The 19,258-nt window shown below is 59.6% G+C and carries 25 protein-coding genes; 10 read left to right on the top strand and 15 right to left on the bottom strand.

Annotation, left to right across the window (positions count from 1 at the left end):
• Positions 1–80: 80 nt before the first annotated feature.
• The 10 genes from hisC to ACODSV_RS17805 form a co-directional block, all read right to left on the bottom strand.
• On the bottom strand, positions 81–1,133 hold the full coding sequence (hisC, locus tag ACODSV_RS17850; protein WP_024073481.1) for a histidinol-phosphate transaminase: 1,053 nt from the start codon (positions 1,131–1,133) through the stop codon (positions 81–83).
• A 1-nt stretch (position 1,134) separates the two neighbouring features.
• Positions 1,135–2,460 carry a histidinol dehydrogenase gene (hisD, locus tag ACODSV_RS17845; protein ID WP_024073480.1) on the bottom strand — a complete coding sequence of 442 codons (1,326 nt, stop codon included), beginning with the start codon at positions 2,458–2,460 and terminating at the stop codon, positions 1,135–1,137.
• 127 nt (positions 2,461–2,587) lie between these two features.
• On the bottom strand, positions 2,588–3,223 hold the full coding sequence (gene hisG / locus ACODSV_RS17840) for an ATP phosphoribosyltransferase (RefSeq protein ID WP_003188599.1): 636 nt from the start codon (positions 3,221–3,223) through the stop codon (positions 2,588–2,590).
• Positions 3,224–3,404: 181 nt separating this feature from the next.
• The gene (gene murA, locus ACODSV_RS17835; protein ID WP_024073479.1) at positions 3,405–4,670 is read right to left on the bottom strand and encodes a UDP-N-acetylglucosamine 1-carboxyvinyltransferase; all 1,266 of its coding nucleotides are present in this window, start codon (positions 4,668–4,670) and stop codon (positions 3,405–3,407) included.
• Between the two features lie 23 nt (positions 4,671–4,693).
• Positions 4,694–4,933, bottom strand: a complete 240-nt coding sequence (locus tag ACODSV_RS17830) for a BolA family protein (RefSeq protein WP_024073478.1) — start codon at positions 4,931–4,933, stop codon at positions 4,694–4,696.
• Between the two features lie 104 nt (positions 4,934–5,037).
• Positions 5,038–5,343, bottom strand: coding sequence for an STAS domain-containing protein (locus ACODSV_RS17825; protein WP_102625286.1), 306 nt, complete (start codon positions 5,341–5,343; stop codon positions 5,038–5,040).
• A complete protein-coding gene (locus tag ACODSV_RS17820) occupies positions 5,340–5,987 on the bottom strand; it encodes an MlaC/ttg2D family ABC transporter substrate-binding protein (RefSeq protein WP_041161099.1) in 648 nt (215 codons plus the stop codon). Before ACODSV_RS17820 ends, ACODSV_RS17825 begins: the two co-directional genes overlap by 4 nt.
• A gap of 11 nt (positions 5,988–5,998) precedes the next feature.
• The gene (mlaD, locus tag ACODSV_RS17815) at positions 5,999–6,466 is read right to left on the bottom strand and encodes an outer membrane lipid asymmetry maintenance protein MlaD (protein WP_017845975.1); all 468 of its coding nucleotides are present in this window, start codon (positions 6,464–6,466) and stop codon (positions 5,999–6,001) included.
• Positions 6,466–7,263 carry a lipid asymmetry maintenance ABC transporter permease subunit MlaE gene (gene mlaE, locus ACODSV_RS17810; protein WP_024073475.1) on the bottom strand — a complete coding sequence of 266 codons (798 nt, stop codon included), beginning with the start codon at positions 7,261–7,263 and terminating at the stop codon, positions 6,466–6,468. Before mlaE ends, mlaD begins: the two co-directional genes overlap by 1 nt.
• Complete coding sequence (locus ACODSV_RS17805; protein WP_024073474.1) at positions 7,263–8,072, bottom strand: ATP-binding cassette domain-containing protein; 810 nt, start codon at positions 8,070–8,072, stop codon at positions 7,263–7,265. Before ACODSV_RS17805 ends, mlaE begins: the two co-directional genes overlap by 1 nt.
• Positions 8,073–8,384: 312 nt before the next feature.
• Between ACODSV_RS17805 and ACODSV_RS17800 the strand changes: the two genes are divergently transcribed.
• From ACODSV_RS17800 to ACODSV_RS17755, 10 genes are all read left to right on the top strand, one after another.
• On the top strand, positions 8,385–9,359 hold the full coding sequence (locus ACODSV_RS17800; protein ID WP_024073473.1) for a KpsF/GutQ family sugar-phosphate isomerase: 975 nt from the start codon (positions 8,385–8,387) through the stop codon (positions 9,357–9,359).
• Positions 9,360–9,884 carry a KdsC family phosphatase gene (locus ACODSV_RS17795; protein ID WP_150095242.1) on the top strand — a complete coding sequence of 175 codons (525 nt, stop codon included), beginning with the start codon at positions 9,360–9,362 and terminating at the stop codon, positions 9,882–9,884.
• A gap of 8 nt (positions 9,885–9,892) precedes the next feature.
• Positions 9,893–10,465: an LPS export ABC transporter periplasmic protein LptC gene (lptC, locus tag ACODSV_RS17790; protein WP_024073471.1), complete on the top strand. Its 573-nt coding sequence runs from the start codon at positions 9,893–9,895 to the stop codon at positions 10,463–10,465.
• Positions 10,452–10,985 (top strand): lipopolysaccharide transport periplasmic protein LptA, encoded by a 534-nt coding sequence (gene lptA, locus ACODSV_RS17785; protein ID WP_024073470.1) that lies wholly within the window; start codon positions 10,452–10,454, stop codon positions 10,983–10,985. The genes lptC and lptA overlap by 14 nt, the downstream gene beginning before the upstream one ends.
• Positions 10,985–11,710 (top strand): LPS export ABC transporter ATP-binding protein, encoded by a 726-nt coding sequence (gene lptB / locus ACODSV_RS17780; RefSeq protein ID WP_003171806.1) that lies wholly within the window; start codon positions 10,985–10,987, stop codon positions 11,708–11,710. Before lptA ends, lptB begins: the two co-directional genes overlap by 1 nt.
• 185 nt (positions 11,711–11,895) lie before the next feature.
• Positions 11,896–13,389: an RNA polymerase factor sigma-54 gene (locus ACODSV_RS17775; protein WP_024073469.1), complete on the top strand. Its 1,494-nt coding sequence runs from the start codon at positions 11,896–11,898 to the stop codon at positions 13,387–13,389.
• Positions 13,390–13,464: 75 nt separating this feature from the next.
• Positions 13,465–13,770 carry a ribosome hibernation-promoting factor, HPF/YfiA family gene (gene hpf, locus ACODSV_RS17770; RefSeq protein ID WP_024073468.1) on the top strand — a complete coding sequence of 102 codons (306 nt, stop codon included), beginning with the start codon at positions 13,465–13,467 and terminating at the stop codon, positions 13,768–13,770.
• A 12-nt stretch (positions 13,771–13,782) separates the two neighbouring features.
• Positions 13,783–14,247 carry a PTS IIA-like nitrogen regulatory protein PtsN gene (ptsN, locus tag ACODSV_RS17765; RefSeq protein ID WP_024073467.1) on the top strand — a complete coding sequence of 155 codons (465 nt, stop codon included), beginning with the start codon at positions 13,783–13,785 and terminating at the stop codon, positions 14,245–14,247.
• A 2-nt stretch (positions 14,248–14,249) separates the two neighbouring features.
• Positions 14,250–15,107, top strand: a complete 858-nt coding sequence (rapZ, locus tag ACODSV_RS17760; RefSeq protein ID WP_024073466.1) for an RNase adapter RapZ — start codon at positions 14,250–14,252, stop codon at positions 15,105–15,107.
• A 16-nt stretch (positions 15,108–15,123) separates the two neighbouring features.
• Complete coding sequence (locus ACODSV_RS17755; RefSeq protein WP_150054926.1) at positions 15,124–15,396, top strand: HPr family phosphocarrier protein; 273 nt, start codon at positions 15,124–15,126, stop codon at positions 15,394–15,396.
• Between the two features lie 35 nt (positions 15,397–15,431).
• Here the strand turns inward: ACODSV_RS17755 and ACODSV_RS17750 are convergent, their stop codons facing one another.
• The 5 genes from ACODSV_RS17750 to ACODSV_RS17730 are packed head-to-tail and all read right to left on the bottom strand — an operon-like array spanning position 15,432 to position 19,192.
• Positions 15,432–16,325, bottom strand: coding sequence for a ZIP family metal transporter (locus ACODSV_RS17750; RefSeq protein ID WP_024073464.1), 894 nt, complete (start codon positions 16,323–16,325; stop codon positions 15,432–15,434).
• A 33-nt stretch (positions 16,326–16,358) separates the two neighbouring features.
• Positions 16,359–16,970, bottom strand: coding sequence for a superoxide dismutase (locus ACODSV_RS17745; RefSeq protein ID WP_489045292.1), 612 nt, complete (start codon positions 16,968–16,970; stop codon positions 16,359–16,361).
• 1 nt (position 16,971) lies between these two features.
• Positions 16,972–17,400 (bottom strand): DUF2753 family protein, encoded by a 429-nt coding sequence (locus ACODSV_RS17740; protein WP_024073462.1) that lies wholly within the window; start codon positions 17,398–17,400, stop codon positions 16,972–16,974.
• A gap of 27 nt (positions 17,401–17,427) precedes the next feature.
• Positions 17,428–18,804, bottom strand: a complete 1,377-nt coding sequence (locus ACODSV_RS17735) for a class II fumarate hydratase (RefSeq protein ID WP_454843896.1) — start codon at positions 18,802–18,804, stop codon at positions 17,428–17,430.
• Positions 18,797–19,192, bottom strand: coding sequence for a hypothetical protein (locus ACODSV_RS17730; protein WP_024073460.1), 396 nt, complete (start codon positions 19,190–19,192; stop codon positions 18,797–18,799). The genes ACODSV_RS17735 and ACODSV_RS17730 overlap by 8 nt, the downstream gene beginning before the upstream one ends.
• Positions 19,193–19,258 lie beyond the last annotated feature (66 nt).

The raw sequence follows: 19,258 nt of genomic DNA, 5'->3' as shown, positions 1-19,258 counted from the left end.
GTATCAGTCACACATGTAGCGACTGACACACTGCTATCGGGGGCAAGCCCCCTCCCACATTTTTACATCTTCAGTGTGGCTTAGAGCTCACCCAAGCCATCAATCAGCGCCTGGTTCTGTTCCGGCGTACCGATGCTGATCCGCAGGAACTGGGCAATCCTCTCCTGCTTGAAGTGCCGCACGATAACCCCTTGCTCACGCAGCTTGGCCGCCAGGCCCGCTGCGTCGTGCTGAGGGTGGCGGGCGAAGATGAAATTCGCAGCCGATGGCAATACTTCAAAGCCTTTGCCTTCCAATTGCGCGACTAGCTTGTTACGGCTGTCGATCACCAACTGGCAAGTCTTCTCGAAATACTCACGGTCCTCGAACGCCGCCGCCGCGCCAACGATCGCCAGGCGATCGAGCGGGTAGGAGTTGAAGCTGTTCTTGACCCGCTCCAGTGCCTCGATCAGGTCCGGGTGCCCCACCGCCAGGCCCACGCGCAAACCGGCCAGTGAGCGCGATTTGGACAGGGTCTGGGTCACCAGCAGATTCGGGTAACGGTCGACCAGGCTGATCGCCGTTTCGCCACCAAAGTCGATATAGGCTTCATCAACCACCACCACCGAATCCGGGCTGGCCTTGAGGATCTGCTCCACCGCCTCCAGCGCCAGCACACAGCCAGTCGGCGCGTTCGGGTTGGGGAAGATGATCCCGCCGTTGGGCTTGGCGTAGTCCGCAACGCGAATCTGGAACTGCTCATCCAGCGGCACCGGGTCGGACTTGATGCCATAGAGGCCGCAGTACACCGGATAGAAGCTGTAGCTGATATCCGGGAACAGCAGCGGCAAGTCGTGCTGGAACAGGCCGTGGAAGATGTGCGCAAGGACTTCATCGGAACCGTTGCCGAGGAACACTTTGCCGGCGTCGACCCCGTAGTACTTGGCCACGGCCTGCTTGAGCAGGTCGCTGTTGGGGTCCGGGTACAGGCGCAGGTTGTCGTTCAACTCGGCCTGCATGGCCGCCAGCGCCTTGGGCGATGGGCCATAGGGGTTTTCATTGGTGTTGAGCTTGACCAGCTTGGTCAGCTTCGGCTGCTCACCGGGTACGTAAGGCACGAGGTCCTTGACGAAGGGGCTCCAGAATTTGCTCATCTCAATTACCTTTCTTGTCGTCAAGGATGCGGTATTCAGCGCTGCGGGCGTGGGCGCTCAGGGATTCACCACGGGCCAGCACCGAAGCGGTCTTGCCCAACTCGGAAGCACCTTGTGGCGAGCAGAAGATGATCGACGAACGCTTCTGGAAGTCATACACCCCCAGCGGCGACGAGAAGCGCGCGGTGCCGGAGGTCGGCAATACGTGGTTGGGACCCGCGCAGTAGTCACCCAGGGCTTCGCTGGTGTGGCGGCCCATGAAGATCGCACCCGCATGGCGAATCGACGGCAGCCAGGCTTGTGGGTCGGCCACGGACAGCTCCAGGTGTTCCGGTGCGATACGGTTGGCCACTTCGATGGCCTGCTCCATGTCACGCACCAGGATCAGCGCACCACGGCCATTGATCGACTTCTCGATAATGTCGGCGCGGTCCATGGTCGGCAGCAGCTTATTGATGCTGGCCGCAACCTTGTCGAGGAACTCGGCATCGGGACTGACCAGGATCGCCTGGGCATCTTCGTCGTGCTCAGCCTGGGAGAACAGGTCCATGGCGATCCAGTCCGGGTCAGTCTGGCCGTCACACACCACGAGGATTTCCGAAGGCCCGGCGATCATGTCGATACCGACCTGGCCAAACACATGGCGCTTGGCGGTGGCGACGTAGATGTTGCCGGGGCCGACCACTTTGTCGACCTTCGGTACGCTTTCGGTGCCATAGGCCAGGGCCGCGACAGCCTGGGCGCCGCCGATGGTGAACACGCGGTCGACGCCGGCGATGCAAGCCGCTGCCAGTACCAGCTCGTTGATTTCACCACGCGGGGTCGGCACCACCATGACCACTTCGGTCACGCCCGCCACCTTGGCCGGGATCGCGTTCATCAGCACCGACGACGGGTACGAGGCTTTACCGCCTGGCACGTACAAACCGGCGCGGTCCAGTGGCGTGACCTTCTGGCCCAGCACGGTGCCATCGGCTTCGGTGTAGCTCCAGGAGTCCTGCTTCTGTTTTTCGTGGTAGCTGCGCACTCGGGTCGCAGCGACTTCGAGGGCTTCGCGCTGCGGCGCGGTGATGCGCGTCAGGGCCAGCTCCAGGCGTTCGCGAGGCAGGATCAGGTCAGCCATGGACTTGACGTCCAGGCCATCGAACTGGCGGGTGAAATCCACCAGCGCTGCATCACCGCGCTCGCGCACGGCCTTGATGATGTCGAGCACCCGCTGGTTGACCGAGTCGTCGGACACGCTTTCCCAGCTCAGCAGATGATCCAGATGATGGGCGAAATCCGGGTCGGCAGCGTTGAGTCGGGCAATTGCAGTGGACGTGGTCATAGCGAGGGCCTCAATAGAATTGGCAAAAACTCAGGCGCCCTAAACTACCGTTCGCTCCGCTTGGGCACCTGAGAATTCTGGCTATGAGGCGGATAGACGGGCGCAGCTTTTAAGCTACGCGGGTGAGTCAACCGCGGTGTCGAGACTCCACTGCCTTGCGCAGGGTGTCGATCAACGCCTGGATACGGGCGTGCTGCATTTTCATGGAAGCCTTGTTGACGATCAGCCGGGAGCTGATGTCGGCAATGAAATCCTGGGGCTCCAGGCCGTTGGCACGCAAGGTGTTGCCGGTGTCGACTACGTCGATGATCTTGTCGGCCAGGCCAATCAGCGGTGCCAGCTCCATCGAGCCGTAGAGCTTGATGATGTCGACCTGACGGCCTTGTTCGGCGTAGTAGCGCTTGGCGACGTTGACGAACTTGGTGGCCACGCGCAGGCGACCTTTAGGCTCGACATCACCGACACGGCCGGCGGTCATCAGCTTGCACAGGGCAATGCGCAGGTCCAGCGGCTCGTAAAGGCCCTGGCCGCCGTATTCCATCAGCACGTCCTTACCGGCGACACCGAGGTCGGCCGCGCCATGCTCAACGTACGTCGGCACGTCGGTAGCCCGTACGATCAAAAGGCGAACGTCATCCTGGGTCGTAGGGATGATCAGCTTGCGGCTCTTGTCCGGATTCTCGGTCGGCACGATGCCCGCTTCAGCCAGAAGCGGCAAGGTGTCGTCAAGGATGCGGCCCTTGGACAGTGCGATGGTCAACATGGGAAATGTCAGTCCTTCATCAGGCTATTGCTGTCCGGTCGCAAACGGCGCCAGACACAGATCGAGGCCATGACAGCCTCGACTTGAAATCGTATTCAGCAGGGACAAACTCAGTTAACCGCAAAACATCTTACTGTGGCGAGCGGGCTCGCCACAGTGGATGTTTTCGCAGCTACTGGGACTAGCCCGGTACGCGGCGGATTTTCGCGCCGAGCATCTGCAGTTTTTCTTCGATGCATTCGTAACCACGGTCGATGTGGTAGATGCGGTCGATCAGGGTGTCTCCTTCGGCGATCAGCGCCGAGATCACCAGGCTGGCCGAAGCGCGCAGGTCGGTGGCCATGACTGGCGCGCCCTTGAGCTTCTCGGTGCCGGTAACGATGGCCGTGTTGCCTTCGACCTGGATCTTCGCGCCCATGCGGTGCAGTTCGTACACGTGCATGAAGCGGTTTTCGAAGATGGTCTCGATCACTGCACCCGTGCCTTCGGCAATCGCGTTCAAGGAGATGAACTGCGCCTGCATGTCGGTTGGGAACGCCGGGTACGGAGCAGTACGCACGTTGACGGCTTTTGGCCGCTTGCCGTGCATGTTCAGCTCGATCCAGTCTTCACCGGTGGTGATTTCGGCACCGGCTTCGCGCAGTTTCTCCAAGACCGCTTCCAGGATGGTCGGATCGGTGTCCTTGACCTTGACGCGACCACCGGTGACGGCAGCAGCAACCAGGTAGGTACCGGTCTCGATGCGGTCCGGCATCACTTTGTAGGTGGCAGGGTGCAGGCGCTTCACACCGTCGATGGTGATGGTGTCGGTGCCGGCGCCGGTGATGTTGGCCCCCATGGCGATCAGGAAGTTGGCCAGGTCGACCACTTCAGGCTCGCGAGCGGCGTTTTGCAGCACACTGCGACCGTTGGCCAGGGCAGCGGCCATCATGATGTTCTCGGTACCGGTCACACTGACGGTATCAAAGAAGAAGTTGGCGCCACGCAGGCCGCCTTCCGGCGCCTTGGCCTTGATGTAGCCACCCTCGACGTCGATGGTTGCGCCCATGGCTTCAAGGCCACGGATGTGCAGGTCCACCGGACGCGAGCCAATGGCGCAACCGCCAGGCAATGCGACTTCGGCTTCGCCGAAACGGGCAACCATCGGGCCCAGCACCAGGATCGACGCACGCATGGTTTTCACCAGTTCGTACGGGGCGATCAGGGTCTTGATGGTGCGCGGGTCGATTTCGACGGACAGCTTCTCGTCGATTACCGGCTCAATACCCATGCGACCAAACAGCTCGATCATGGTGGTGATGTCGTGCAGGTGCGGCAGGTTGGCTACGGTTACGGGGCCATCGCACAGCAGGGTCGCGGCCAGGATCGGCAAGGCAGAGTTTTTCGCACCGGAAATGCGAATCTCGCCATCAAGGCGGGCACCGCCGGTAATAATCAATTTATCCATAAGAATCTCGACGCCTTGGGGGCTCAGGTGCGCTCGGCCCAGGCCGCGCGGCTGAAAAATTTCATAGTGACCGCGTGGATGCTGCCATCGGTGATCCACGGGTTCAAATGGGCATAGATCTGCTGCTGACGCTTGACCGGGCTGAGTGCCGCCAGTTCATCGCTAATCACGTTCAGCTGGAAGTTGCAGCCTTCGCCTTCAACTTCTACTTTCGTTTCCGGCAGCTTTCCTTCAAGGAAGCTCTTAACTTCTAGGGCCTGCATGCTCAACCTCTATCGGCGCCCAGTGCGCACGGGTCGCACATCATACAAAAAAGCCCCGCGCCTGCGAACCCCGCATAGCAGGACTCTGACGGGGGGCTTCTTTATTAAGGATGCGCCAACAGTTCGGTCAGACCGGAAACTTCGGCAATTTCACGCATGTCGTCGGGCAGCGCACGGATACTGACCGTTTTTTTCGCCGCCTCGGCATCACGTATAAAGCACAGCAGCAGCGATAAACCGACGCTGCTGGACTTGGTTACCGCCGAGCAGTCCAGCACCAGCGCAGGCGCGGTGCTCGCGTTGATCAGCGCCTGGCCCTGCTTGCGCAGGTCAGGCCCGGAGCGATAATCCAGCACGCCGCTGAGGAACAGCTCGCCGGCTTCGCCGATACGAACAGCCGACTCGGTCATTGCGCGGGTTTCCCGGCTGCTTTATCGGTTTCTTCCTTGGCCTTGGCCACTTCACCGGCCCAACCATTGATGGTCTTGTCCAGGTCGTTGCCATTGCGCTGCATCGCGTCAGCGAACTGGTCGCGGAACAGCTTGCCAATGTTGATACCGTTGATGATCACGTTGCGCAGTTTCCACTCACCGTTAACCTTCTCCAGCGTGTACTGCACAGGGTAGATCGCACCGTTGCTGCCTTTGACGGTCATGCCAACGCTGGTGCGGTCACCCGACTCATCCTTGGCCGGATCGACAGTGATCCCCTGGTTGTTGTACTCCAGCAGGGCGTTGCCATAGAACTGGAACAGACCCTTCTTGAAGTTTTCCTGGAACGTCTGCATCTGCGCAGGTGTGGCCTTGCGCGAGTACTTGACCGTCATGATGCTGCGCGAAATGCCTTCGGCATCGACGACAGGGCCGACAATGGTATTGAGCGCGTCGTAGAACTTACTCGGGTCTTGCTTGTACTGCTCTTTATTGGCAGTCAGGTCAGCCAGCATTTTGCTGGTGGTGTCCTGCACCAGTTCGTGCGCAGAACCTGCCGCGTTAGCCATCAGCGGCAGCGCCGCAAGCAGTACCAGCAGGCCACGTCGCAAGGTAGAGATCATGAACAGGTTCCTCATTTGGCGTCTTTATTGACCGTATTGAGCAGGAATTTACCGATCAGGTCCTCAAGTACCAGCGACGACTGCGTGTCGTGGATGGTCGAGCCATCCTTGAGCAGGGCTGTTTCCCCGCCCACGCTGATACCGATGTACTTCTCGCCCAGCAGACCCGCAGTGAGGATAGATGCAGTGGAGTCAGTCGGCAGATTATCGACCTTCTTGTCCAGTTGCATGGTCACTCGCCCGGTGAAGCTGTCGCGGTCCAGATCGATTGCCGTGACCTTGCCGATAGTCACACCGGCCATGGTCACCTTAGCTCTGACAGTCAAACCGGCGATATTGTCGAAGTACGCGTAAAGTTTATAAGTATCGGCGGTAGGGCTGGCCGAAAGGCCACTGACTCGCAGGGCGAGCAACAGTAAAGCCAGGATGCCAGCCAGCAAGAAAAGGCCGACACCGATTTCCACAGTGCGGTTTTGCATCAGAAATCTCCAAACATCAAGGCGGTCAAAATGAAGTCAAGGCCCAGTACCGCCAGCGAGGCGTACACAACGGTCTTGGTGGTGGCACGACTGATCCCTTCTGAAGTGGGCTCACAGTCATAGCCTTGGAATACGGCGATCCAGGTCACGACAAAGGCGAAGACGATGCTCTTTATGATGCCGTTGAGCACGTCGCCGCTGAAGGTCACGCTGTTTTGCATATTGGCCCAGTAGGAGCCTTCGTAGACCCCCAGCCAATCCACCGCCACCCACGAACCGCCCCAGATACCCACCACACTGAAAATCATCGCCAGCAGCGGCAGGGAAATGAAGCCGGCCCACAGGCGCGGGGCAACAATGTACTTGAGCGGGTCCACGCCGATCATTTCCAGGCTGGACAACTGCTCGGTGGACTTCATGTTGCCGATTTCAGCGGTCAGCGCGGAACCGGCGCGCCCGGCGAACAGCAAGGCAGTCACCACCGGCCCCAGCTCGCGCAGCAGCGTCAGGGCGACCATCTGCCCGACCGCCTGCTCCGAGCCGTAGCTGGATAGGATGTTGAAGCCCTGCAACGCAAGCACCATGCCGATAAAGACCCCGGAGACCACGATGATCACCAGGGACATCACGCCGACGGAGTGCAGTTGCTTGATCAGCAAGCCAAAGCCGCCGCCGATGCCACCGCGGCCCAGCAAGGCGTGGAACAGGAAAATGGTCGAACGCCCCAGCACTTCGATGATGTCGATGCCGGAGCGCCCGAAAAGGCGAACCCTTTCGATAAGTGATGTCTTGCGCATCAGCGCTTCCCCAGAAGATCTGCGCGGTAGTCCGCTGCCGGAAAATGAAAAGGCACCGGGCCATCAGGATCGCCGGTCATGAATTGGCGGATACGCGGGTTGTCAGCGTTCATCAGCTCTTCAGGCGTGCCCTGCCCCAGCACCTGACCATCGCCGACGACATACAGGTAGTCGGCAATGCTCGCGGTTTCTGCAAGGTCGTGGGACACCACGATACTGGTGATCCCCAGCGCATCGTTGAGCAGGCGGATCAGGCGTACCAGCACGCCCATGGCGATCGGGTCCTGGCCAACGAAGGGCTCGTCGTACATGAGGATCTGCGGGTCAAGGGCGATGGCGCGCGCCAGGGCGACACGACGTTTCATGCCACCGGACAACTCGTCAGGCATCAGGTCGATGGCACCGCGGAGGCCCACGGCCTGCAGTTTCAGCAACACGATGTCACGAATCATTTCATCGGACAGCTGGGTATGCACTCGCAGCGGAAACGCCACGTTCTCGAAAACATCCAGGTCAGTGAACAGCGCACCACTCTGGAACAGCACACCCATGTGCTTGCGTGCGTCAAACAGCTCGCTACGCGACAGCGTCGGCAGGTTCTGGCCATTGACCCACACTTCGCCGGCATTGGGGCGCAGTTGCATGCCCATCAGCCGCAACAGGGTGGTCTTGCCGCAACCGGAAGGCCCCATGATGCCCGTGACCTTGCCACGGGGAATGCGAATATCGACGTTATTGAAGATGCTGCGCGTCCCGCGCTTGAAGGTAAGGCCCTTCAGCTCGACCGCGTAGGCGTTATCGGCACTCATCTAAACTCCTTGGGATGCAGCTTCTCACTCAGACACCGTATTGGCGACAAACGTTTGCACGATTGCGCGATATAGATAGACGTATGGGCTGGGTGAACCGAACTGGCGGCGAACTATATCACTGCTGGTACAACGCGCCCAAGGCCGGAAAAGCGCTTGTTCAGATTGGGGACAGGGAAAAAACGTTGCTGGCTATGTTACTGAGAGGGAATCTCATGCCACCCGCAGAATAAAGCCTGACGAACTTGCGTGAGGGAATTGCTCATTACCGTTATAATCGCCGACTTTTCGTCAGGCTATACGATTTCAGACATGAGCCAATCCAGCGATCTTATCCAATCCGCACAACGCACCATTCGCCTTGAGCTTGAAGCCGTAGAAGGCTTACTGGCCCATATCGATGCAGATTTCGTACGCGCCTGCGAGATGATTCTGGCCAGCAAGGGCCGCGTTGTCGTGGTAGGCATGGGCAAGTCCGGCCACGTCGGCAACAAGATCGCCGCGACACTGGCGAGCACCGGAACCACCGCTTTCTTCGTGCATCCGGCCGAAGCCAGCCATGGTGACATGGGCATGATCACCAAGGATGACATCATCCTGGCACTGTCCAATTCCGGCACCACCAACGAAATCGTGACCCTGCTGCCGCTGATCAAGCGCCTGGGCATCAAGATGATCAGCATCACCGGCAACCCGGAATCGACGCTGGCCAAGGCAGCCGAAGTGAACCTGAACGTTCACGTGACCCACGAGGCATGCCCCCTGAACCTGGCCCCCACGTCTTCCACCACCGCCGCCCTGGTCATGGGCGATGCGCTGGCCGTGGCGTTACTGGAAGCCCGTGGCTTTACCGCTGAAGATTTCGCGTTTTCCCACCCAGGGGGTGCCTTGGGCCGTCGCCTGCTGCTGAAAGTGGAAAACGTCATGCACTCCGGCGATGAGCTACCCCATGTCCAACGGGGCACGCTGCTCAAGGATGCGCTGATGGAAATGACCCGCAAAGGCCTGGGCATGACCGTGATCCTCGAAGCCGACGGGCGCCTGGCCGGAGTGTTCACCGACGGCGACTTGCGCCGCACGCTGGACCGCACCATCGACATCCACACCGCCACCATCGACGCGGTGATGACCCCCCATGGCAAGACCGCACGCCCCGAGATGCTTGCAGCCGAAGCGCTGAAGATCATGGAAGACCACAAGATCGGCGCGCTGGTGGTCGTCAATAACGATGACCGCCCGATTGGCGCCCTGAACATGCACGACTTGCTGCGTGCAGGAGTGATGTAAATGACCAGCGACCTATTGCAACGCGGCAAGCACATCAAGCTGGCGATTTTCGACGTTGACGGCGTGCTGACCGATGGCCGCCTGAACTTCCTCGAAGACGGCAGCGAATTCAAGACGTTCAACACCCTCGATGGCCAGGGCATCAAGATGTTGATGGCAGCGGGAGTGCAAACTGCCATTATTAGCGGCCGAAAAACGCCGGTTGTGGAACGCCGCGCACAAAACCTGGGGATTCCTCACCTGTATCAGGGCCGTGAGGATAAACTGGTGGTACTGGACGAGCTTCTTGGCCAACTCCACCTAAGCTATGAGCAGGTCGCCTATCTGGGCGACGACCTGCCCGACTTGCCGGTGATCCGCCGCGTGGGCCTGGGCATGGCCGTCGCCAATGCGGCGGCGTTTGTTCGCGAGCATGCCCACGGCATCACCACGGCCCGTGGCGGCGAAGGCGCCGCCCGTGAGTTCTGCGAGTTGATCCTGCGGGCCCAAGGCCGCCTCGAAGCGGCCCATGCCGCCTACCTATAGAGCGTTTTATGCTGAGTAAAAAGATTCGCAACTTCCTGCTATTCGCAGGCATCGCCGCGCTGTTCCTGGCGGTGGGCTACTGGAATATCAGCCCGGAGCGCTTTCTCGACCAGCCTGTTGCGCAGGTTGATGAAGGGGCTATCGACTATTACGCAACCAATGCCTATAGCGTGCAGTTCCTGCCCGATGGCAAGGTGCAATATGAAATGACGTCGGACAAGGTCGAGCACCTGAAGGCCTCCGAGGTCACCCTGCTGACCAATCCGGACATGAACCTGTACCGCGGCACCGAGTTCCCATGGCACGTCACCAGCAAGCGCGGCGAGGTCAACCCGGACGGGACCCAGGTGGAACTGATCGATTCAGTGCGCGTCGCACGTACTGACGCACAGAACCGCGACACCATTATTACCACCACACGCATGACCGTATTCCCACAGAAGCAATATGCGCAGACCGAGCAAGACGTTAGAATCGATGGCGCTGGCGGTGTATCGACTGGCAAGGGAATGAAAGCGTATTTGAAAGAAAGCAGGATACACCTGCTATCGAACGTAAGAGGACAGTATGAGGCTCGTTAAAACCCTCCCTATTTTGCTCGGTCTGGGCGCAGCACTGGGAAGCGTGAGCGCCTGGGCTCTGCCGAACGATAGCCAGCAACCGATCCACATCTCAGCTGACGATGCGCAACTGGATGACAAGCAAGGCGTCGCCACTTATACAGGCGGCGTGATCATTACCCAGGGCTCGATGAAAATCACCGGTAACACGGTGACACTGACTCGCACCCCCGCTGGCGACATCGACGTCGTGACTTCGGTGGGCAACCTGGCCTACTTCGAACAGAAGCAGGCCGCTACCGATACCGCCCCGATGAAGGGCTACGGCAAGACCATCCAGTATCACGCCCAGCAAAACCGCATCGTCCTGATCGACCAGGCCAAGGTGCTCAGCCCCGATGGCAACTCCACCGAAGGCGAGAAGATCACCTATGACACCGTGAAGCAGGTCGCCAATGCCGGCCGGGCCAACGGCAGCAAGGTCACTGCGCCACGCCCACGTATCGACATGGTTATCCAGCCGAAGAAGAAGGCCGAGTAATGGCAACCCTGAAAGCCCAGCATCTGGCCAAGGCCTATAAAAGCCGTCAGGTCGTGCGCGACGTCAGCCTGTCGATCGACAGCGGCCAGATCGTCGGCCTGCTCGGCCCCAACGGCGCCGGCAAGACCACCTGCTTCTATATGATCGTCGGCCTGGTGCAGGCGGACCAAGGTCGCGTACTGATCGATGACCTGGACGTCAGCCACCAGCCGATGCATGGCCGTGCACGCGCAGGTATTGGGTATCTTCCCCAGGAAGCGTCGATCTTCCGCAAACTCTCGGTGGCCGACAACATCATGGCCATCCTCGAGACCCGCAAGGAACTCGACCGCGACGGCCGCCGCAAAGAGCTGGAAAGCCTGCTGCAGGAATTCCACATCAACCACATTCGCGACAATCTCGGCATGAGCCTGTCCGGTGGTGAGCGTCGTCGCGTTGAAATTGCCCGCGCCCTGGCGACCGCGCCGAAATTCATCCTGCTGGACGAACCGTTTGCCGGCGTGGACCCCATCTCGGTGGGTGACATCAAGCAGATCATCCATCACCTCAAGGCCAAGGGCATCGGTGTACTGATCACCGACCACAACGTCCGTGAGACCCTGGATATCTGCGAAACAGCTTACATCGTCAACGATGGCCAGCTGATTGCCGAAGGTGACTCCGCCACTATCCTGGCCAACGAACTGGTCAAGGAAGTGTACCTGGGCCACGAGTTCCGCCTGTAAGCAGCCTGGCGTCACGGCCGTTGGCCACGGTGCGCGGGAGTCAATAAAAACCTCCGGATTTTTATTGTTACCGCGCTCTAGGCAAAGCCCCCGATATCAGGCATATAATTTGCTTATGTTTGGCGCTCACGCGCCCTGTCGTGGATGGCGCATTGCGCCGGCGAATAAGGTGTTAAGCCCCTGCCATGAAACCATCGCTAGTCCTGAGAATGGGCCAGCAGCTGACGATGACACCGCAGCTGCAACAGGCCATCCGCCTGCTCCAATTGTCGACCCTGGACCTGCAACAGGAAATCCAGGAGGCCCTGGAGTCCAATCCGATGCTCGAACGCCAGGAAGAAGGCGACGACTTCGACAATGCAGACCCGCTGGCCGACAACATCGAGCAAAAACCCAACCCCGATGTGCAGGAACCCTCCTACCAGGAAACCGCCCCGACGGTGGATAACCTCGAGGAAGGCGACTGGAACGAACGCATACCCAACGAGCTGCCCGTGGACACCGCCTGGGAAGACGTCTACCAGACCAGCGCCAGCAGCCTGCCCAGCAACGATGATGACGAGTGGGACTTCACCACCCGCACGTCCGCCGGCGAGAGCCTGCAGAGCCACCTGTTGTGGCAATTGAACCTCGCGCCGATGTCCGACACCGATCGCCTGATCGCCGTGACCCTGATCGACTGCATCAACAACCAGGGTTACCTGGACGAAACGCTCGACGAGATTCTTGAAGCCTTCGATCCGGAACTGGATATCGAACTGGACGAGATCGAAGCCGTCCTGCACCGCATCCAGCAATTCGAGCCCGCCGGCATTGGCGCGCGCACCCTCAGCGAGTGCCTGCTGCTGCAACTGCGTCAACTGCCTGCCAAGACGCCTTGGCTTGCCGAAGCCCAACGCCTGGTCACGGACTACATCGACCTGCTGGGCAGCCGCGACTACAGCCAGTTGATGCGCCGTATGAAGCTCAAGGAAGACGACCTGCGCCAGGTGATCGAGCTGGTACAGAGCCTCAACCCTCGCCCGGGCTCGCAGATCGAGTCCAGCGAAGCCGAATACGTCGTCCCCGACGTGATCGTACGCAAGGACAACGAGCGCTGGCTGGTGGAACTGAACCAGGAGTCGGTACCGCGCCTGCGGGTCAATCCGCAATATGCCGGTTTTGTGCGTCGCGCCGACACCAGCGCCGACAACACCTTCATGCGCAACCAGTTGCAGGAAGCGCGCTGGTTCATCAAGAGCCTGCAAAGCCGCAACGAAACCCTGATGAAAGTCGCCACCCAGATCGTCGAGCACCAGCGTGGCTTCCTGGAATACGGCGACGAAGCGATGAAGCCTCTGGTGCTGCATGACATCGCCGAAGCGGTTGGCATGCATGAGTCAACGATTTCCCGGGTGACCACGCAAAAATTCATGCATACCCCACGGGGCATATATGAGCTGAAATACTTTTTCTCCAGCCATGTCAGCACCTCCGAAGGCGGCGAATGCTCGTCCACGGCGATCCGCGCGATCATCAAAAAACTGGTTGCGGCGGAAAATCAGAAAAAGCCGTTGAGTGACAGCAAGATCGCTGGTTTACTGGAGGCACAAGGCATTCAGGTCGCCCGTCGAACCGTCGCCAAGTACCGCGAGTCCCTTGGGATCGCGCCTTCCAGCGAGCGTAAGCGTTTGATGTGACGGGCGGGCCACAGCGTTCCAGTGGCGGGTATTCCTACCCGCCGCTTTATGCACTGGCAACGAAGGAGAAGCTGTATGCAAGTCAACATCAGTGGACACCAACTGGAAGTGACCGAACCGCTGCGCGCCTATATCGGCGAAAAACTCAAAAGAATTGAGGGGCATTTCGACAAGATCACCAACGTGCAAGTCATTATGACTGTCGAAAAGCTGAAGCAGAAAATTGAAGCCACCTTGCGTATACCCGGCGGAGAAGTCGTCGCCAATGCCGAGCATACTGATATGTATGCCGCCATTGACGACCTGACCGACAAACTGGATCGCCAAATCAAAAAGCATAAGGAAAAGCAGTTGAGCCTCCTTCAGGGCACCGGCCGCTAACACTCCCCACCCATGATCCGACTTGAAACCATCCTGACCCCCGGCCGTTCCCTCGTGAACGCGCCGGGCGGCAGCAAGAAGAAAGCCCTCGAACAAATTGCCAACCTGATCAGCCGAGAAGTGCCTGATCTGGAGATGCAAGATGTCTTTGAGGCTCTGATTGCCCGTGAAAAACTCGGTTCCACCGGTTTTGGCAACGGCATCGCCATTCCTCACTGCCGCCTCAAAGGCTGCGACACACCTGTCAGCGCCCTGCTGCACTTGGACGCGCCTATCGATTTCGACGCGATCGACGGTGCCCCGGTAGACCTGCTGTTTGTTCTGCTGGTCCCACAGGCCGCCACCGATGCGCACCTGGAACTGCTTCGGCAGATCGCAAGCATGCTCGACCGCAAGGACGTACGCGACAAACTGCGCAGTGCCAGCAGCAACGAGGCACTGTACCAAGTTGTCCTGGATGAGCAAAACGGGCAGTAATCATGCGTTTGATCATCGTCAGCGGCCGCTCTGGCTCGGGTAAAAGTACCGCCCTCAACGTTCTTGAGGACAACGGTTTCTATTGCATCGACAACCTGCCCGCCGGGCTGCTGCCGGAGTTGGCGGAACGCGCCCTGATCCACACCGAATTGGCGCAGCCCCTGGTCGCCGTTTCGATTGATGCCCGCAACCTGCCCAGCCACCTTACGCGCTTCCCGGAATTGCTCGAAGAGGTGCGCGCCAAGCACATTCATTGCGATGTGCTGTATCTGGACGCCGACGAAGAAACCCTGCTCAAGCGCTTCTCCGAGACCCGTCGACGCCACCCTCTCAGCAGCCCCCATCGTTCCCTGGCCGAAGCCATCGAGGACGAAACCAAGTTGCTGGGGCCGATCATTGACCTCGCCGACCTCAAGATCAACACCACCAGCCTCAACCTGTACCAGTTGCGCGATGCCATCAAGCTACGCCTGCTGAACCAGCCGGAGCCGGGCACGGCATTTCTGGTCGAGTCCTTTGGCTTCAAGCGTGGCATGCCGGTGGATGCCGACCTGGTCTTCGATGTGCGCTGCTTGCCCAACCCCTACTGGAAACCAGAGCTGCGTGACCAGTCGGGGCTGGATCAGCCAGTGGCCGATTACCTGGCCGCGCAACCGGATGTGGAGGAGATGTTCCAGGACATCTCCAGCTACCTGCTCAAATGGTTGCCGCGCTTTGCCGCGAGCAACCGAGCCTATGTCACCATTGCCATCGGCTGCACCGGCGGCCACCATCGCTCCGTCTACCTGACCGAACGCCTGGGCCAGGTGCTGCAAAAAACCCTCAAGAATGTCCAGGTCCGCCACCGCGACCTCAGCTGAAAGGAACACCTGCGCGATGCCCGCTCTGGAAATTGAAATCATCAACAAGCTGGGCCTGCATGCCCGAGCCTCTGCCAAGTTTGTCGGCGTTGCCGGGCAGTTCCCTTGCCAGATCCGCGCCGGGCGCACACTGGAGAGCATGGTCGATGGCAAAAGCATCATGGCGATGATGATGTTGGCAGCCGGCAAGGGCACCAAGATTCATTTGAGCACCGAGGGCGAGCAAGAGCAGGAAGCAATGGACGCCCTGGTGAAGCTGATCAACAACTTCTTTGATGAGGGTGAGTAAAACCATCCGCTGAGGCGGGCGTGAAGCCAGGGGCTTCACCCCAAGGCGGTATCCATCACCATCATCAAGCAAAAACCGCTACATAGCCCTAGGCTGGCAAGCTTTTCGTGACCATTACGCCGCGATTCGGGGATCACTTCATGAGTCACCACCAGCAGCATCGCCCCGGCAGCCAACGCCAGGCCAAGCGGCAACAGCACCTCGGCCAGGGTCACCAGCCAGGCGCAAAGCACGGCGAACACTGGCTCTACCAAGCCTGACGCCGCACCGATCAGGAAGGCCTTGACCCGCGACATCCCCGCCCCGGCCAATACCAACGCAATCACCAACCCTTCCGGCACATCCTGCAAGGCAATGCCCATGGCCAGGCTGTCGGCATCCGGCATGCCGCCGCCGGCTGAAACGCCAACGGCCATGCCTTCGGGGATGTTGTGGGCGATGATGGCAAACACAAACAGCCAGATGCGCGGTGGAATCACCGGTTTATCCGGCGTGCCCACCAACATCTCCGGGCTGGCGCCGGAGACTTTGCGGTCCACCAGATACAAACCGAATGCCCCCAGCATGATGCCGAAGCTGATCAGCCCACCTGCCCCCCAGGGCGAAAGGCCAAGGGCTTCGGCAGCAGCAATACCAGGTACGACCAGCGAAAAGGCAGTCGCCGCCAGCATCACGCCGGCACCGAAGCCCAACAAGGTATCGCTCAACGCCACCGGCATCCGACGAATCACCAATACCGGAACCGCCCCCAGCGCCGTGCCAAGCGCGCAAATCGCCCCGCCTTGCAAGGCGCGCAGGATGCGCGGCTCCAGATCCAGCCAGGCCAGCCCGTGGGCCACCAGCAATGCAGTACCTGCCAATAGCAGCAGCGAGCCAAACGCATAACGAAACATTCGCACGCTACTGATCGCCAGTGTTTCAGTGCCCATAGTCGGCCTTAGATCTTGTTATCGAGGTGACTGTCAGGCCAGCGCGGCCTGATAGCGTGCAGCAACTTCCGGCCAGTTAATGACACTGTAGAAGGCATTGATGTATTCAGGCCGACGGTTCTGGTACCGCAGGTAATAAGCATGCTCCCAGACGTCCAGGCCGAGGATCGGCGTATTGCCATTCATTAGTGGGCTGTCCTGGTTGCCGCTGCTTTCCACTATCAGAGTCTTTCGCGGGGTGACGCTCAGCCAGGCCCAGCCGCTGCCGAAACGGGTCAAGGCGGCTTTGGTGAAGGCTTCCTTGAAACTGTCGAAACCACCGAGTTGCTCTTCAATGGCTTTTCCCAGCGCGCCATCGGGCTTGCCACCACCTTTAGGCGACATCACCGCCCAGAACAGTGAGTGGTTGGCGTGGCCGCCGCCTTGGTTGATTACGGCCACACGCAGTTTTTCCGGCAGTTGCTGCACGCTGGACACCAGTTTCTCCACCGGCCAGCCCGCAAATTCGGTGCCCTCGACCGCAGCATTGAGGTTATTGATGTAGGTCTGGTGGTGCTTGGTGTAGTGAATCTCCATGGTTTGCGCATCGATATGCGGTTCCAGGGCATCGTAGGCATAGGGCAAGGCAGGCAAGGTGTAGCTCATATCAATGTGCTCCGTATTGAGACGTGGTCGGCTGCACGGCAGTACCGCCCAGTAAGCGATGGGTGCGCGGGTACTCACCGTGATCACTGATAAAATTCAACAATTCGACATAAGTCTTGCTGCTCTGGCGCAAGGCCGCTTCGCGCAGTTGCGGGCTCAAACGCACGTCCTGCATGGCCTGCAGCAAGCGCTGGTGAATAGCACAGAGGTATTCGGCGCTTTCCTCGGGCTGATTCAGGCGCAGGTGCAAGTCCGCCAGGTTGTGATGGGAAATGACGCAAGCCGCTACTGCTTCGTCGGCGTTCGCCCAGCGCTCGAACAGCACTTGGGCCAGGGCCAGGGCTTGCAGATAGGCCTCGCGAGCGTCAACCAATTCGCCCTGCATAAAGCAGCGATTGGCCCGTTCGATCGTGCGTTTCCAGTGCTCCATGGTGAGCCTCCAAAGCAGGGTCGGTGATTACACGCCGCCGGCCGTGAGTTTTTCCGGATCCAACAGGACTTCCAGTTGGCTACGGGGCAAGTCGGTGTGCTCAAGGGCCACATCAATCACCGGAAGGCCTTGCTGATAGGCCTTCTTGGCGATTTCAGCAGCCTTTTGGTAACCAATGATCGGGTTGAGTGCAGTCACCAGGATCGGATTGCGCGACAGCGCTTCCTTGAGCTTGGCTTCGTTGACCTTGAAGCTGGCGATCGCCTTGTCCGCCAGCAGGCGGCTGGCGTTGGCCAGGAGCTCCAGGCTGCTGAGTAGATTCTGGGCAATGATCGGCAGCATCACGTTCAGCTCGAAGTTGCCGGATTGGCCGGCAACCGTGATGACGGTGTCATTGCCGATGACTTGCGCGGCAACCATCGCCGTGGCCTCCGGGATCACCGGGTTGACCTTGCCGGGCATGATTGAGGAACCAGGCTGCAAGCCTTCCAGTTCGATTTCGCCGAGGCCGGCCAGTGGGCCGGAGTTCATCCAGCGCAGGTCGTTGGCAATTTTCATCAACGATACGGCGGTGGCTTTCAATTGGCCGGAGACGGCAACCGCGGTGTCCTGAGAGCCGATCAGCGCAAACAGGTTCTTGCCAGGCGTGAACTGCACCTGGGTCAATTGGCTCAGTCGCTGGCTGAAACGTGCAGCAAACTCCGGGTGAGCGTTGATCCCGGTGCCCACTGCCGTCCCTCCCTGCGCCAGCGCCTGCAGACTTGGCAGCAGGTCCTGCAGGTGGCCGATATTGGCCTTGAGCTGCTGCGCCCAACCGTCAAGCACCTGACTCATGCGCACGGGCATGGCGTCCATCAGATGGGTGCGGCCAGTCTTGATGAACGGGTGCACTTGTGTGGCCTTCTGCTCGATGACCTGTACCAGGTGCAGCAGGCCCGGCAGGGTTTGCTCATGCAGCACCAACGCCGCGCTGACGTGAATGGTGGTGGGGATGATGTCGTTGCTGCTTTGGCCACAGTTCACATGATCGTTGGGGTTGACCACCTCGCCCAGCAGACGGCTGGCCAGGGTCGCAATGACTTCGTTGGCGTTCATGTTGGAGCTGGTGCCGGAACCGGTCTGGAAGATATCCACAGGGAAGTGCTGCATGAAGTCCCCTTCCAGCAAGCCTTGGGCGGCGTCGACAATGGCCTTGCCCTGCCCTTCGCTGATCTGCTTGAGGTCGACGTTGACCTTCGCGGCCGCGATCTTGGCCAGGATCAGCGCACGAACGAATTGTGCCGGCATGCGTTGGTGGCTGATCGGAAAGTTATTCACCGCGCGCTGGGTTTGTGCGCCGTACAGGGCCTCGGCGGGGACTTGCAGTTCGCCCATGCTGTCGCGTTCGATACGGGTGTTACTCATCATTAGATCCTTGCACTAGGTCGGAATGAGAAATAGACGGCAGCAATTCGCAGGTCGCCAATTGCCAGGCAAAGGTCTGCCAGCGCTTGAGGCGGCAGGCACAGTGGGAGAGTTTTTCCAGGTCGCGCAGCGGTCGCCAGGCTTGGTCCAGGCACATTGAGCGCCAGTGCCAGGGCAATGCGATATCAGTGGCGGTATCGATCAGCAGGCGAAATGCCGTTTCGGCGATCGTCCACGGGTGGGTCGCGGTACAACACGCCAAGTATCGACCTTCATTGAGGTAATGCTCGATCAGGCGAGGTTCATTGGGATCAAGTCCACAACGAATCTGACGACTCATCCAGCGCCAGCTCTCCAGATAGGGATCCTCATGCAGGACAGTACTCATGATCCGCACTCGCTCAATAATGATATTCATTATTAAATGATATTGAGAATCAAAACAAGATCAGCC

The sequence above is a fragment of the Pseudomonas sp. FG86 genome (assembly GCF_057808775.1).
The sequence above is the reverse complement of the archived record's forward strand: the minus strand, read 5'-3'. Positions and strand labels throughout refer to the sequence as shown.

Bases quoted from the DNA above. Each gene is read 5' to 3' on its own strand.
- hisD (WP_024073480.1), bottom strand. From the start codon at position 2,460: ATGACCACGTCCACTGCAATTGCCCGACTCAACGCTGCCGACCCGGAT.
- ACODSV_RS17800 (WP_024073473.1), top strand. From the start codon at position 8,385: ATGAGCCAATCCAGCGATCTTATCCAATCCGCACAACGCACCATTCGC.
- ACODSV_RS17745 (WP_489045292.1), bottom strand. From the start codon at position 16,970: ATGAGCTACACCTTGCCTGCCTTGCCCTATGCCTACGATGCCCTGGAA.
- ACODSV_RS17755 (WP_150054926.1), top strand. From the start codon at position 15,124: ATGCCCGCTCTGGAAATTGAAATCATCAACAAGCTGGGCCTGCATGCC.
- hpf (WP_024073468.1), top strand. From the start codon at position 13,465: ATGCAAGTCAACATCAGTGGACACCAACTGGAAGTGACCGAACCGCTG.
- hisG (WP_003188599.1), bottom strand. From the start codon at position 3,223: ATGTTGACCATCGCACTGTCCAAGGGCCGCATCCTTGACGACACCTTG.
- hisC (WP_024073481.1), bottom strand. From the start codon at position 1,133: ATGAGCAAATTCTGGAGCCCCTTCGTCAAGGACCTCGTGCCTTACGTA.
- ACODSV_RS17830 (WP_024073478.1), bottom strand. From the start codon at position 4,933: ATGCAGGCCCTAGAAGTTAAGAGCTTCCTTGAAGGAAAGCTGCCGGAA.
- rapZ (WP_024073466.1), top strand. From the start codon at position 14,250: ATGCGTTTGATCATCGTCAGCGGCCGCTCTGGCTCGGGTAAAAGTACC.
- ACODSV_RS17740 (WP_024073462.1), bottom strand. From the start codon at position 17,400: ATGGAGCACTGGAAACGCACGATCGAACGGGCCAATCGCTGCTTTATG.
- ACODSV_RS17735 (WP_454843896.1), bottom strand. From the start codon at position 18,804: ATGAGTAACACCCGTATCGAACGCGACAGCATGGGCGAACTGCAAGTC.
- ACODSV_RS17795 (WP_150095242.1), top strand. From the start codon at position 9,360: ATGACCAGCGACCTATTGCAACGCGGCAAGCACATCAAGCTGGCGATT.
- ACODSV_RS17820 (WP_041161099.1), bottom strand. From the start codon at position 5,987: ATGATCTCTACCTTGCGACGTGGCCTGCTGGTACTGCTTGCGGCGCTG.
- mlaE (WP_024073475.1), bottom strand. From the start codon at position 7,263: ATGCGCAAGACATCACTTATCGAAAGGGTTCGCCTTTTCGGGCGCTCC.
- murA (WP_024073479.1), bottom strand. From the start codon at position 4,670: ATGGATAAATTGATTATTACCGGCGGTGCCCGCCTTGATGGCGAGATT.
- ACODSV_RS17805 (WP_024073474.1), bottom strand. From the start codon at position 8,072: ATGAGTGCCGATAACGCCTACGCGGTCGAGCTGAAGGGCCTTACCTTC.
- ACODSV_RS17730 (WP_024073460.1), bottom strand. From the start codon at position 19,192: ATGAGTACTGTCCTGCATGAGGATCCCTATCTGGAGAGCTGGCGCTGG.
- ACODSV_RS17775 (WP_024073469.1), top strand. From the start codon at position 11,896: ATGAAACCATCGCTAGTCCTGAGAATGGGCCAGCAGCTGACGATGACA.
- lptA (WP_024073470.1), top strand. From the start codon at position 10,452: ATGAGGCTCGTTAAAACCCTCCCTATTTTGCTCGGTCTGGGCGCAGCA.
- ptsN (WP_024073467.1), top strand. From the start codon at position 13,783: ATGATCCGACTTGAAACCATCCTGACCCCCGGCCGTTCCCTCGTGAAC.
- ACODSV_RS17750 (WP_024073464.1), bottom strand. From the start codon at position 16,325: ATGGGCACTGAAACACTGGCGATCAGTAGCGTGCGAATGTTTCGTTAT.
- lptB (WP_003171806.1), top strand. From the start codon at position 10,985: ATGGCAACCCTGAAAGCCCAGCATCTGGCCAAGGCCTATAAAAGCCGT.
- lptC (WP_024073471.1), top strand. From the start codon at position 9,893: ATGCTGAGTAAAAAGATTCGCAACTTCCTGCTATTCGCAGGCATCGCC.
- mlaD (WP_017845975.1), bottom strand. From the start codon at position 6,466: ATGCAAAACCGCACTGTGGAAATCGGTGTCGGCCTTTTCTTGCTGGCT.
- ACODSV_RS17825 (WP_102625286.1), bottom strand. From the start codon at position 5,343: ATGACCGAGTCGGCTGTTCGTATCGGCGAAGCCGGCGAGCTGTTCCTC.